The sequence below is a fragment of the Pseudarthrobacter sp. PvP004 genome (assembly GCF_017876035.1).
Taxonomy (GTDB): domain Bacteria; phylum Actinomycetota; class Actinomycetes; order Actinomycetales; family Micrococcaceae; genus Arthrobacter; species Arthrobacter aurescens_A.
This window is the reverse complement of record NZ_JAGINL010000001.1, coordinates 1,306,052-1,318,991: the sequence shown is the minus strand read 5'-3', so window position 1 is coordinate 1,318,991 and position 12,940 is coordinate 1,306,052. Positions and strand designations below refer to the sequence as shown.

The following is a 12,940-nucleotide window of genomic DNA, read 5'->3' as shown; positions in this document are numbered from 1 at the left end:
GAGATGACAGATAAATACACACAGCTCGTAAGTCAGGGACTGGGGAAGGACGTAGCCAAGAAGCTCGGCCTGCCGCAGCCCGTTGTGCTTCGACGCCACCAACCCGGCGATCCGCTCATCACGGGCCCGGTCCTGGTCAGCGGAGACAGCGCAGGGGCCGATGACATCGCCACCTCCCTGCTCGGCTGGGGCTTGGACGTCCGGCGCAACGCGCTGCCCAAGGAAAAGTTGGGTGCCATCATCCTGGTGCTCGACGCCGTCCAGCATCCCGAAGACCTGGGCAAACCCGTACTTACCGCCGGCGCCTCCTTGCGGGACCTTTCGCCGAACGCCCGGGTTGTCACCATCTCGAGGACATCGCAGTCGGCCCAGTCGCCGGCATCCGCTGCTGCGCGGCAGGGGGTTGACGGGCTGCTGCGGTCCTTGGCCAAGGAGCTGCGGTCGGGAGCCACGGCAAACGGCATTCTCTTGGATGACCATCTGGCGACCACCAGCCCTTCGGCCCTGGGGGCGTTGCGGTTCTTCCTTTCGGGCCGCTCCGCATATGTGGATGGGCAGTTCCTGACCATCCGCTCAACGTCGGGCAGCTTGCCAAACGACGCCGACAAACCCCTCTCCGGCAAGGTGGCAGTGGTCACCGGCGCAGCACGGGGAATCGGAGCCGCCATCGCCCGGACCCTGCACCGCGACGGGGCCAAGATCGTGGCCGTGGACATCCCCGCGGCTGGAGACCACCTGGCAGCTGTTGCCAACGAGGTCCGCGGGACAGCCCTGCAGCTGGATATCAGTCGGGATGACGCCGGCCATCGCATCATCGAGCACGCCGTGGAACGCCATGGGCGACTCGATATCGTAGTCCACAACGCCGGAATCACCCGCGACAGGCTCTTGGCCAACATGGACGAGGGCCGTTGGCAGTCTGTCATCGCCGTCAACATCGCAGCCCAGCTGAGAATCAACGAGGCCCTTTTGGCGTCGGAGTATTTCAGGGATTCGCCGCGAATCGTTTCGGTCGCGTCCACCAGCGGCATCGCCGGCAACAGGGGGCAGACCAACTACGGCGCGTCCAAGGGGGGCGTCATCGGAATGGTCAGGTCCACCGCCCCGCTGATGGAGTCTTTTGGGGGGACGATCAACGCAGTTGCCCCGGGCTTTATCGAAACCGAAATGACCGCCAAAATGCCCTTCGCCATCCGCGAGGCAGCACGCAGGCTCAACTCTCTCAAGCAAGGCGGGCAGCCCCAGGACGTGGCGGAAGCCATTGCCTTCCTTTCCAGCGATGCTGCCGGTGGAATTTCCGGAGAAGTACTTCGCGTCTGTGGACAACAACTGGTGGGAGCATGAACCATCCCCAGCCCGTTATCCTCGGTGAGCTGCCATCGCTGTCCAAGCTGTACGTCAACGCGGCCACAACGGCAGCCCGTAGGCGGGTCCTCGGGGCCAGCACAGGAAAGACGAAGTTGCCGGCTGTCAGTCACGAGGTGAGGGGGGTCCGGGCCGACGTCGGCAACCTGACCGCGTACCAGCACCTGGTAGGGGAGACGGCAAGCGATATTCTCCCGGCAGGATATGTCCACGCTTTAGCCTTTCCTGTTTCCATGAGTGTCATGAACCGCGACGACTTCCCGTTGCCGCTCCTGGGCATGATCCACCTAAGGAACCACGTAGAGCAGCGGATGCCGATCCACTTCTCCGACTCTTTGGATATCCGGTCCTGGGCGGAGAACCTCTCCGCCCACAGGGCGGGAACAATGCTGGACCTGGTGGCGGAGGTCCACGCCGGCTCCAGCGGAGACCTGCTGTGGCGAGGCGTCTCCACCTACCTTGCCAAGGGCGTCTTCCTGCCGGGCATCGACAAGCCGGGCAGCGTCAACGGAGCATCGGGAGCCTCGGACTTCTCACCCCCGGACCCCACTGCCCTGTGGCAGCTTGGCCTGGACATCGGGCGCAGCTACGCCACCGTTTCGGGTGACTTCAATCCGATCCACTTAAGTGTCCTATCGGCCAAAGCACTGGGGCTGCGAGGATCCATTGCGCACGGCATGTACTTGGCCTCGCGTGCGCTGGCTGACGTTGGTGCCGTCAAGGCGGATTCCTTCATCTGGGACGTGGCCTTTGAGGCTCCCGTGTTCCTGCCAACGCGGGTTGCCTTGGACATCACCACGGTCCAGTCGGCTTCTGGACGCTGGGAACGATCGGACTACGTTGCGTGGAATCCCCGCAGCGGCAGGCGGCACTTCATTGGCAGCGTTTCGGCCTTGCTCTGAAGTCCGCGAAATGGGACGGCGGCGGTCACTCACAAGGTGACTGCCGCCGTCGTCATTAATTCCATAGTGATCAAGGTCGCATCGCAACTTGCCCGGGAAAGCCGGGAAAACAAACAAGGCCCGAAATCCGTAGATTTCAGGCCTTGTGATTGTGCGCGGAGGGGGACTTGAACCCCCACCCCCTTTCGAGGACTAGCACCTCAAGCTAGCGCGTCTGCCATTCCGCCACCCGCGCAGGTGGTGTTCAGAAGTTCGTTTTGCACCTTGCGGCGCTTCACTTTCCTCCGAAGCAGCGAGAAAAACTCTAACACGGTTTCAGGGCGCTGAAAAATCGGCGCGGATCAAGGCTCCTCTGCAGGCGCGTCCCAAGACCCACGGCGAAACGAATACCTGACTGAGCCCGCTGCTGGTGAGTAGGCTGAGGGAACACGGGACGGAAACGCTGGGAAAACCACAGCGTGCGTCACCGGAACCTGCAGCCCAGCAACGCAAGGAGAGTTTCCATGTCTGTCATCCGCCCCGAAGACGAAGTCGTCCGGATCTGCCAGGAGCTCATCCGCATCGACTCCTCCAACTTCGGAGACGACTCGGGGCCGGGGGAGCGTGCGGCAGCTGAGTACACAGCCGGGCTGATCACCGAGGTTGGACTTGAAGCTGAGATCTTCGAGTCAGCCCCGGGCCGCGCCAACGTGGTAACCCGCATGGCAGGAGAAGACCCGTCGGCGGACGCCCTGGTAGTGCACGGGCACCTTGATGTTGTCCCGGCCCTCAAAGACCAATGGAGCGTGGACCCGTTCAGCGGCGAATTGAAGGACGGCCTGGTCTGGGGTCGCGGCGCCGTGGACATGAAAGACATGGACGCCATGATCCTTTCAGTCATGCGGAACTTTGCCAGGACAGGACGCAAGCCCAAGCGCGACATCATTTTCGCTTTCTTCGCAGATGAAGAGGCCGGCGGCACCTACGGCGCCAGGTACGCGGTAGAGCACCGACGCGAACTTTTTGATGGCGCCACCGAGGCCATTTCCGAGGTAGGTGGGTTCTCTGCCACGATCGGCGGACAGCGGACCTACCTGCTGCAAACTGCGGAAAAGGGCCTCTCGTGGCTGCGCCTCGTAGCCCATGGCCGGGCAGGACACGGCTCCCAGATCAACACCGACAACGCTGTTACCCGCCTTGCCCGTGCTGTGACCCGCATCGGCGAACACAAGTGGCCTGTGGAGCTGACGCCCACCACCCGACAGTTCCTGGACGGCGTCACCGAACTCACCGGCGTCGAGTTCGACGCCGACAACCCGGACATCCTGCTGAAGGAACTTGGTACCGTGGCCCGGTTCGTCGGTGCCACCCTTCAGAACACTTCCAATCCCACGTTCCTGCGTTCCGGATACAAGCACAACGTCATCCCTGAGTCTGCCGAGGCGTTCGTGGATTGCCGCACACTGCCCGGACAGCAGGAGCTGGTGTTCGAGACCATCAAGGAACTCGCCGGGGACGGCATCGAGATCAGCTACGTCAACAAGGATGTTTCCTTGGAGGTGCCGTTTGCAGGGAACCTGGTGGACTCCATGATTGATGCGCTGCACTCCGAAGACCCGGGCGCCAAGGTCCTTCCCTACACGCTCTCCGGTGGCACGGACAACAAATCACTGAGCAAGATCGGCATCACCGGCTACGGGTTCGCTCCTCTGATGCTGCCCGACGAACTCGACTTCACCGGGATGTTCCACGGTGTTGATGAGCGCGTGCCGGCCGAATCCCTCCAGTTCGGTGCCCGCGTCCTGAACACGCTGCTGACTAACTACTAACGGCAATCACCGGAAGAAGCTCCACGCCATGACTCCCGAAGAAATCCTGCCCGACGAACTGCTCGAACGGCTCCGTGGCCGCGCAGCAGGATACGACCAGAACAACCAGTTCTTCCACGAAGACCTGGAAGACCTGGCGGCCGCCGGTTACCTGAAGCTGTTCGTACCGGAGGCCGACGGCGGCGCCGGACTCGGTCTCGAAGCAGTAGCCGCGCTGCAGCAGCGTCTCGCCACGGCTGCACCGGCCACAGCGCTGGCCGTGAACATGCATCTGGTGTGGACCGGCGTCGCGCAGGTCATGGCGGCCAGGGGAGACGACTCGCTGGACTTCGTACTCAAGGAAGCCGGACAGGGTGAGGTCTTTGCTTTCGGCATCTCCGAGGCCGGCAACGATTCCATGCTGTTCGATTCCGGCACGGTTGCAGAGCTGCTGCCCGATGGAGGCTACCGGTTCACCGGCCGGAAGATCTTCACCAGCCTCTCGCGCGGCTGGACCCGGCTGGGCACGTTTGGCAAGGATATCGATGCCAGGGACGGTGAGGGTGAGCTCGTCTTTGGATTCCTCCGCCGCGATGAGCCGGGCCACGAAACACTGAGCGACTGGGACACCTTGGGTATGCGTGCCAGTGCATCCAACACCACCCTCTTGCACGGGGCAGTGATTCCCCCGGACCGCATCTTCCGCAAACTGCCCGTGGGACCCAACAAGGACCTGCTGATCTTCGCGATCTTCGCCTGTTTCGAAACGTTGCTCGCCGCTGTGTACACCGGCGTAGCCGAGCGAGCGTTCACTCTGGGCGTGGAAAATGTGAAGCGTCGTGTGTCAGCCAAGTACGGTGGCCGCAGCTATGCGCAGGATCCGGATATCCGCTGGAAAGTGGCAGACGCCGCGTTGGCGATGGATGGGATCTATCCGCAGATATCCGCCGTTGCGCGAGACGTCGACAACCTGGTGGATCACGGGGCGCTTTGGTTTCCAAAGCTTGTGGGGATCAAGTCCCGCGCCACAGAAAATGCACGCCACGTAGTGGATCTGGCCATCCGGGTTACTGGTGGATCCAGTTACTTCCGCGGCTCCGAAATGGAGCGCCTGTACCGGGATGTGCTTGCCGGTATCTTCCATCCGTCAAATGATGAATCCGCGCATAACACCGTGGCCAACGCGTGGTTGGGGCCCTTGGAGTAGCGGCGGACGCTTTAGACGGTTCGCTGCACGGAATAGACTTTACGGCGCAGCCAAAAGCGCCGGCCGCCTCCGAGATAGAGCACGCTGCGCTCGAGTTCCCACTTGCCGTATTCGGAATGCTCGGCAAGCCGGCGCCGGGCGTCCGGCAGCGAATCGTCAGGTCCCACCGTCAGAACGAGGTATTCGTACTGACGTGCGTAGTCTCGTTGGCGCTCAACGGAGCTGCCCGGAAATTGTTCTCTCATCCCTCTCCATTTTCGTCCTTTTCCAGCTAACGTGAAGTCATGAGCATCGATCCGCGTGTCGCGCTTCAATCACTGACCGCCGCCCTGGAAGAACATCTCGCTGCCGCATCCGCGCGCAGGGGCGAAGGTGACCCCAACGTCGAAGCGTCATTTTTCGCCGTCGCTGACGCCTTCGAGGTTTATGAAGACGCACTCTACGAGGCCTATTCCGAGGTTACTCCGCTTCAAGTTTTTGACGACGAAGATGAGGAAGACGACGAGGTTCTGGACGAAGACCTGGAAATCGTAGAGGACTAAATACCCTGATGACCGGCCACCCACTGGGTGGCCGGTTTTTTGTGGCTTCCTGGCGCGTTCTTGTGCCGTTTCCAGCCCGGATTTCCGGCCTTTTCCACCTCGTCGCCGAGCCCGAAAACACGTAGTGTGGTCGCCGCCGGCTAGGTACTCGCACGTAGATGCAATGGGTAATCCTGCGCAAACTTGAGTACAGACTACTGGTGCGCCTCCTGACCGCCGCCGCTTCACTGATAAGTAGGCAATGGCAGGTCTGCAAAGAAGGCTGACATGGTGAAAGTTCCAGTCTTGCGTATAGGCAAGGTAGCGGCACCCACGGGTGCGGACCATGCCCTGGCGGGGTCAGCCTTTCCCGCAAAAAATGCCATCGCCGACGTCAATCCGCCGGCGTCTCCCTGGATTGACAAGTCCGTTGCTGCACAACGGACTGAAAAGGCGGGACTGGCGGCACCGAGGTCCGAGGTCACCCTGGACTTCGTGCCGCCAGTCACCCGCAGGACCCCTCGCATCACTTTCCCTCGCCGGGGCCGCTCCGACTGGACGCACTCGCTGACCAACAGCCTTCGCATGTCGGACACGGCCCTCGTTGCTGCGGCTGTGTTCGCGGGCTTTGCGCTCAACACCAATGGCCTGTCCTTGGCAGCGGAAAGCCCTGCGTTCACGCACCATCTGATGACGGGATTGATTCTTGGCCTGGTCTGGTTGGGTGCACTGGAGGTCTACCGCACCCGGGATCCCAAAGTTCTCGGCGTAGGACCCGAGGAGTACAAGCGCGTCCTGTCGGCCAGTTTTCGCGTATTTGGCTTCCTGGGCATCGTTGCCGTGGTTTTCCGGCTCGATGCCGTCAGTTCATTCGTGCTTGTCTCCCTGCCCCTTGGCCTGGTGGCGCTCACCGGCAGCAGGTGGAGCTTCCGCCGGTGGCTGAGTCACGAAAAGTCCCGTGGGCGCTGCCTCTCCCGCGCGATCGTTGTGGGTGAACCCCAGGACGTCAGATACGTCATCAAACAGATCAACCGAAAGTCCGGCGCCGCCTACGACATCCTCGGAGCATGTCTTCCAGGTGCCCGGCGTGGTGCGGTGCTGAAGGTGGACCACCTCCGCGTCCCTGTCCTGTCGTCGATCTACGGCATCGCCCACACAGTCCGGCAAACAGGGGCAAACGCAGTAATTGTGGCCGGCCCCGTTCCCGGAGGAAACCAATTCATTCAAGAGCTGGGGTGGCAGCTGGAGGAAAATGCCGCGGAGCTGGTCCTCGCAGCCACCCTGACCAACGTTGCCGGCCCGCGCATCCACTGGCGGCCCGTCGAGGGACTTCCCCTGATGCACGTGGACATCCCGCATTACTCCGGGGGCAAGCACACGCTCAAGCGCTTGATGGACATTACGGTCTCGGCGTCGGCATTGCTGATCCTGTCACCGATCCTGCTGCTCCTCGCCGCCATAGTCCACCATGACAGCCCCGGCCCCGTACTTTTCCGGCAGGAGCGGGTTGGCAGGAGGGGCACCACCTTCCACATGCTGAAGTTCCGTTCCATGGTGGTGGACGCCGAATCGCGTTTGGAAGAACTCAATACCCGGGATGAGGGCGCAGGTGTGCTCTTCAAGATCCGCGGCGACCCCCGCATCACCCGTTGCGGCCGGTGGATGCGAAAGTACTCCCTCGATGAATTGCCCCAGTTCTGGAATGTCCTGGTGGGCAACATGAGCCTGGTGGGGCCACGGCCACCCCTGGCCCGGGAAGTCAGTGGATACGAACGCCACACGCATCGTCGGCTGCTCATCAAGCCCGGTATCACCGGCTTGTGGCAAATCAACGGGCGGTCCGACCTTCCATGGGATGAGGCCGTGCGGCTGGACCTCTACTACGTCGAGAACTGGTCCATAGCGGGAGACCTGATCATCATGTGGCGGACCTTCAGGGCAATGATTCAACCCTCCGGAGCCTACTAACCAGTAGCTGCAACAAACCAAGCAAATCGCGTTGTCAACATAGAAGCAGAGTGGGAAATGAGCATACGAACCATTCCATCAGGACAACTGAACGGCCACGGACTACAAGCCAAGCTCCGAATCGCGGTGGTCGGGGCAGGGTATTGGGGGCCCAATCTGGCCCGGAACCTCAAGGCCAGCCCGGACTGGGATCTCGTGGCCATCTGCGACCTCGACGTCGAACGCGGCCTGAAGCTCGCAGAGACGGTCGGTGGGGTGGCCGTCGTCGAATCCTTGGACGAGCTGTTGGATACCTACAACCTGGACGCCATAGCCGTAGCGACGCCGGCGCATACCCACCATGGAGTGGTGATGACGGCCCTGCGCGCAGGCAAACACGTCCTGGTGGAAAAGCCGTTGGCCGACAGCCGGGCCAAGGGCTTGGAGATGGTGGACGAAGCAAAGGCCAGGGGATTGGTCCTTATGGCAGACCACACGTATTGCTTCACTCCGGCGGTCCTCAAGATCCAGGAACTGGTGTCCAGCGGCGCCCTGGGCGATATCTTGTACGTGGATTCCGTCCGCATCAATCTGGGGCTCGTCCAACCGGACGTCAACGTCTTCTGGGACCTGGCCCCGCATGACCTCTCCATCCTGGACTTCGTCCTGCCCGGCGGCCTGCATCCCACGGAAATTTCAGCTCACGGCGCGGATCCCCTGGGAACGGGCAGGGACTGCGTTGGACACCTCACCTTCGGTCTGCCCAATGACGCCATGGTCCATATTCATGTGAACTGGCTCAGCCCCACCAAAATCAGGCAAATGATCATCGGAGGGTCAAAGAGGACCCTGGTGTGGGACGACCTCAACCCCCAGCAACGCCTCAGCGTCTACGACCGCGGGGTCAGCCTGGAGCACCAACCCAGATCTGCCGCAGACAAACGGACCTCGGCCATCTCCTACCGCCTCGGCGACACGTGGTCCCCGGCGCTGCAGGAAAGGGAACCCTTGGGCCAGGTGGTCAGTGAACTTGCCTCGTCCATCCGCAACCGCACAACGCCACGGACCAGCGGTGAATCCGGGCTCCGCGTCTTGTCCGTGCTCGAAGCCGTCACCAAAAGCCTTGGTACAGACGGACAATCAACAATCGTCGCCGGGAATGAAATCTCCCTCCAGGTTGCACGATGAAAGAGCTTCCAGGGGCGCGTGTCCTGGTCACCGGAGGCGCCGGCACCATTGGATCGACGCTGGTTGACCAACTGCTCGACGCCGGTGCGGAACACATAGACGTGCTGGACAACCTCGTCCGCGGCCGACGCGCAAACCTGAACGAAGCCCTCTCCAGTGGGAGGGTGCAGCTGATCGAAGGCGACCTCCGTGACCGCGACCTCGTCCACGACCTCACCAAGGGCAAGGACCTCCTCTTCCACCAAGCCGCCATCCGCATCACCCAATGCGCGGAAGAACCACGGCTGGCCCTCGAAGTACTGGTGGATGGGACCTTCAACGTCTACGAGGCCGCCGCAGCACACAAAGTGGACAAGCTCATCTCAGCGTCAAGTGCCTCCGTTTACGGCATGGCGGAGGAATTTCCCACCAAAGAAAGCCACCACCACCACAACAACGACACCTTCTACGGTGCTGCAAAGTCCTTCAACGAAGGAATGGCACGGAGCTTCCGAGCCATGTCAGGCCTGGACTACATCCTGCTGAGGTACTTCAACGTTTACGGACCCCGCATGGACGTCCACGGCCTCTACACCGAGGTACTGGTCCGCTGGATGGAACGGATTGTCGACGGCCAGCCCCCGCTGATTTTCGGCAGCGGGCACCAAACCATGGACTTCATCCATACCGCGGATGTCGCCAGGGCGAATGTCCTTGCTGCCGTCAGCAACGTACGCGAGGGCGTCTTCAACGTGGCCAGTGGTACCGAGACCAGCCTGGCGGAACTCGCACAGACACTGCTGAAAGTCATGGACTCACCACTTCGACTGGAACATGGCCCGGAACGTGCCGTCAACGGAGTTGCCCGAAGACTTGCAGACATCACGGCAGCACGCGATGCCCTGGGCTTCGAGGCGGCCATTGGCTTGGAAGACGGGTTGCGCTCGCTGGTTTCGTGGTGGCGTCCGCTTCGGGCCGAGATCGCTGCAGCCCGCACCATTAGTCGTCCAACAGCTCCGGCAGTGGGTGCGCGATGACCATCTCCGAAACCCGATTGGCCCGCATTGATGTCATGAAGCCGTGGCTTGGCGAAGAAGAGACCCAAGCCGTTGCTGAAGTGATCGCATCAGGTTGGGTGGCACAGGGCCCCAAGGTGCGGCAATTCGAAGACGCCTTCGCCGCCGAGCAACAAGCCGACTTTGCCATTGCAACGTCGAGCTGCACCTCGGCACTGCACCTGGCGCTCGCCGTCGCTGGAGTTGGACCAGGGGATGACGTGGTGGTGCCGTCGTTCTCCTTCATTGCCACCGCCAACGCGGCAACATACGTGGGCGCGCGGCCGGTCTTCGCCGACGTCGACATGCATACAGGCTGCGTTACTGCAGCAACCATCAAGGCCGCCCTGACACCCGCCACCACAGCGGTGATCGCCGTTGACCAAGGCGGAGTCCCTGTTGACCTGGAACCCATCCGGGCACTCTGCGATCCTCTCGGAATCATCGTGGTGGAAGACGCTGCGTGCGCTATCGGCTCCAGATACCGCGGACGACCTGTAGGTTCCAACGCCGAGCTGGCCGCATGGTCCTTCCATCCGCGCAAGATTCTCACCACGGGAGAGGGCGGGATGATAACCACTCCTCGCCAGGATTACGGTGACAGGGCACGACGGCTTCGCGAACACGCCATGAGCGTTTCAGCCGCCGACCGCCACGCCAGCCTGCTCGCCCCCGCTGAGGAGTACCTCGAAGTCGGGTTCAACTACCGCATGACCGACCTTCAGGCCGCCGTCGGGCTTGTCCAACTCGGCCGTCTCCAAGCAGTTGTCCAACGGCGGCGTCAGCTCGCCGCTACCTACGCCAACGCCTTCGCCGGCGTCGAAGGCCTCCGGCTGGTCAGCGACCCCCATTACGGCATCAGCAACTTCCAATCGTGCTGGTTGGAGATCGGCCCGGCGTTCCCGCTGGGACGGGAGGCGTTGTTGACCCGTTTGGCCGGAGACGGCATCTCTGCCCGCCGCGGAATCATGGCGGCGCACAGGCAGCCCGCGTATTCCGGTGCGGACACCGGCTCGGCTGAGCTGGGCGTTACTGAATGGTTGTCGGATCACACGCTCATCCTGCCGCTCTACCACGAACTGTCACTGCAGGACCAAGTCCGGGTCATCGACTCCGTGCTGCGCGCGGCGGGACAGCCATGAGCGAACTACTCCTCATTGCTGCAAGCGGCCTCGCCCGGGAGGTGCTTGCCATGGTCCGCAGCAGCGGGCCCTTCGACGTCATTGGGATCCTCGACGACGACGAAGACAAACTTGGGCGCGTAGTAGATGGGGCCCATGTGCTGGGCCCCATCCGCGACGCCTTGAAATTCCCCCATGCGATGCTCCTGGTCTGCATCGGCTCAGGAAGTGGGCGGGAGGGCGTCGTAATGCGGCTACGAACACTCGGACTCGACGATGACCGCTACGCGACAGCGATCGATCCATCTGTGAACGTTCCCGAGGGCTGCTTGATTGGCCGCGGAAGCATCATCCTGGCCCACGTCAGCATGACGGCATCCGTCACTATCGGCAGCCATGTCGTCGCGATGCCGGGAGTAACCTTCACCCACGATGACCTCATCGGCGACTACGTCACGTTGGCCTCCGGCGTGTCACTGGGCGGTAACGTCCACATCGGCCGGGCAGCCTACATAGGAATGAATGCCAGTGTCCGCGAGCGCCTGACCATCGGTGCGAAAGCAACGATCGGAATGGGCGCTGCCGTCCTCAGCGACGTCCCGGAAGACGAGACGTGGGCCGGTGTCCCTGCCCGGGTGATCAGGCGGGGCAACTCTCCGGCGCTGGAGGGGGCCCAGTGAGGCTCCTGATTTACCCTCACGAGTTGGCCATGGGAGGCAGCCAGATCAATGCCATTGAACTGGCGGCAGCGGTCCGTGATTTCGGCCATGAAGTGGTGGTATTCGCAACACCTGGAGTTCTGCTTGACAGGGTTGCGGAACTGGGACTCGAGTTCCTCGAAGCTCCCGCCAGGAGGCACAGTGTGGACGCGGAAACAGTCCGCCGCCTGATCGGCGCAGTGGACCAGCGTGGCATCAACCTCATCCACAGCTACGAGTGGGCTCCGTCTTTGGATGCGTTCTTCGGGCCAGCATTGTTGCGCGGTACCCCACTGGTGATGACTGTGCTCTCCATGGACGTTCCGGGCTTTCTGCCCAGGAATGTTCCGCTGATTGTGGGAACAAAAGGCTTGGCCGATGAGCAATCCACGGTCCGGCCGCTGGTACACCTCATGGAACCACCCGTGGACACTGACTTCAACGCGTCCCGCGGGATGCTTCCGGCACGGCGGCAGCTGGGGATCGAGGATCACGAACGGGTCGTTGCCGTGGTTGGCCGGCTCACCACTGACCTTGGCAAAGTGCAAGGCGTCCTTGCGGCTATCAGCGTTGTGGACAGGATTGCAGAGGACCGTCCGGCCATGCTTCTGGTCGCTGGTGATGGCCCTGGCCTTCGAGAGGTCCGCTCGTCAGCATCGGCGGTTAACCTCCGGCACGGAAGAGTGGTTATCCGTGTCGAAGGGTTGGTCCCTGATCCGCGGATGATCTATGACGCCGCTGACGTAGTTCTCGGCATGGGCAGCTCTGCGCTGCGTGGGATGTCATTTAGCAAGCCTGTAGTTGTGCAGGGCGCCGACGGGTTTTGGAGTCTCTGCACTCCGGGCAACACGGCGCGTTTCCTGCAGGACGGCTTTTATGGGCGCGGGATCCAAGAAGACCTCGAGAGCACCCTGTCCAGGCTCCTGACCGACGACGACTTGCGGATCGCACTGGGCGCCTACGGCCGGACGCTGGTAGAAGAGAACTTCAGTTTGGGTGTAGCGGCCCGTCGGCTGCTGGCTGTTTACGAACATGGAGAGCGCCGTAGCCGAAGTATGCAGGCAGAGCGCATCGGCGACTATCTGCGCACAAGCGTCGAGGTGGCAAAGTTCCGTGCGTCCATGAGGCGGCAAGCCTTAGCACGGCAAAAGCAACAACGGGGTCCGTGAC

General features: G+C 62.1%; 12 protein-coding genes and 1 tRNA gene. 11 read left to right on the top strand and 2 right to left on the bottom strand.

The window, feature by feature from the left end; all coding sequences use genetic code 11:
* The first annotated feature begins 3 nt into the window (after positions 1-3).
* Positions 4-1,344, top strand: a complete 1,341-nt coding sequence (locus tag J3A64_RS06025; RefSeq protein ID WP_014921905.1) for a 3-oxoacyl-ACP reductase — start codon at positions 4-6, stop codon at positions 1,342-1,344.
* The gene (locus tag J3A64_RS06020) at positions 1,341-2,267 is read left to right on the top strand and encodes a MaoC/PaaZ C-terminal domain-containing protein (protein ID WP_210063807.1); all 927 of its coding nucleotides are present in this window, start codon (positions 1,341-1,343) and stop codon (positions 2,265-2,267) included. The genes J3A64_RS06025 and J3A64_RS06020 overlap by 4 nt, the downstream gene beginning before the upstream one ends.
* A gap of 152 nt (positions 2,268-2,419) precedes the next feature.
* On the opposite strand, the gene J3A64_RS06015 is transcribed toward J3A64_RS06020, so the two are convergent.
* A tRNA-Leu gene (locus J3A64_RS06015) sits at positions 2,420-2,502 on the bottom strand.
* Between the two features lie 268 nt (positions 2,503-2,770).
* Between J3A64_RS06015 and J3A64_RS06010 the strand changes: the two genes are divergently transcribed.
* Both J3A64_RS06010 and J3A64_RS06005 read left to right on the top strand, forming a co-directional pair.
* Positions 2,771-4,075, top strand: a complete 1,305-nt coding sequence (locus J3A64_RS06010; RefSeq protein WP_043470269.1) for a M20/M25/M40 family metallo-hydrolase — start codon at positions 2,771-2,773, stop codon at positions 4,073-4,075.
* A gap of 28 nt (positions 4,076-4,103) precedes the next feature.
* Positions 4,104-5,261, top strand: coding sequence for an acyl-CoA dehydrogenase family protein (locus J3A64_RS06005; RefSeq protein ID WP_011774831.1), 1,158 nt, complete (start codon positions 4,104-4,106; stop codon positions 5,259-5,261).
* A gap of 11 nt (positions 5,262-5,272) precedes the next feature.
* On the opposite strand, the gene J3A64_RS06000 is transcribed toward J3A64_RS06005, so the two are convergent.
* Positions 5,273-5,506, bottom strand: coding sequence for a DUF5703 family protein (locus J3A64_RS06000; RefSeq protein WP_011774832.1), 234 nt, complete (start codon positions 5,504-5,506; stop codon positions 5,273-5,275).
* Positions 5,507-5,545: 39 nt separating this feature from the next.
* Here J3A64_RS06000 and J3A64_RS05995 point away from each other — a divergent pair, with 39 nt between their 5' ends.
* From J3A64_RS05995 to J3A64_RS05965, 7 genes are all read left to right on the top strand, one after another.
* Positions 5,546-5,803, top strand: coding sequence for a hypothetical protein (locus tag J3A64_RS05995; protein WP_011774833.1), 258 nt, complete (start codon positions 5,546-5,548; stop codon positions 5,801-5,803).
* Positions 5,804-6,070: 267 nt separating this feature from the next.
* On the top strand, positions 6,071-7,750 hold the full coding sequence (locus J3A64_RS05990) for a sugar transferase (RefSeq protein WP_011774835.1): 1,680 nt from the start codon (positions 6,071-6,073) through the stop codon (positions 7,748-7,750).
* 57 nt (positions 7,751-7,807) lie between these two features.
* Positions 7,808-8,917, top strand: coding sequence for a Gfo/Idh/MocA family protein (locus tag J3A64_RS05985; RefSeq protein WP_210063806.1), 1,110 nt, complete (start codon positions 7,808-7,810; stop codon positions 8,915-8,917).
* On the top strand, positions 8,914-9,933 hold the full coding sequence (locus J3A64_RS05980; protein WP_210063805.1) for an NAD-dependent epimerase/dehydratase family protein: 1,020 nt from the start codon (positions 8,914-8,916) through the stop codon (positions 9,931-9,933). The genes J3A64_RS05985 and J3A64_RS05980 overlap by 4 nt, the downstream gene beginning before the upstream one ends.
* Positions 9,930-11,093, top strand: a complete 1,164-nt coding sequence (locus tag J3A64_RS05975) for a DegT/DnrJ/EryC1/StrS aminotransferase family protein (RefSeq protein ID WP_014921909.1) — start codon at positions 9,930-9,932, stop codon at positions 11,091-11,093. The genes J3A64_RS05980 and J3A64_RS05975 overlap by 4 nt, the downstream gene beginning before the upstream one ends.
* On the top strand, positions 11,090-11,752 hold the full coding sequence (locus tag J3A64_RS05970; protein ID WP_011774839.1) for an acetyltransferase: 663 nt from the start codon (positions 11,090-11,092) through the stop codon (positions 11,750-11,752). Before J3A64_RS05975 ends, J3A64_RS05970 begins: the two co-directional genes overlap by 4 nt.
* A complete protein-coding gene (locus tag J3A64_RS05965) occupies positions 11,749-12,939 on the top strand; it encodes a glycosyltransferase family 4 protein (protein ID WP_307807164.1) in 1,191 nt (396 codons plus the stop codon). Before J3A64_RS05970 ends, J3A64_RS05965 begins: the two co-directional genes overlap by 4 nt.
* The last annotated feature ends 1 nt before the right edge of the window (position 12,940 follow it).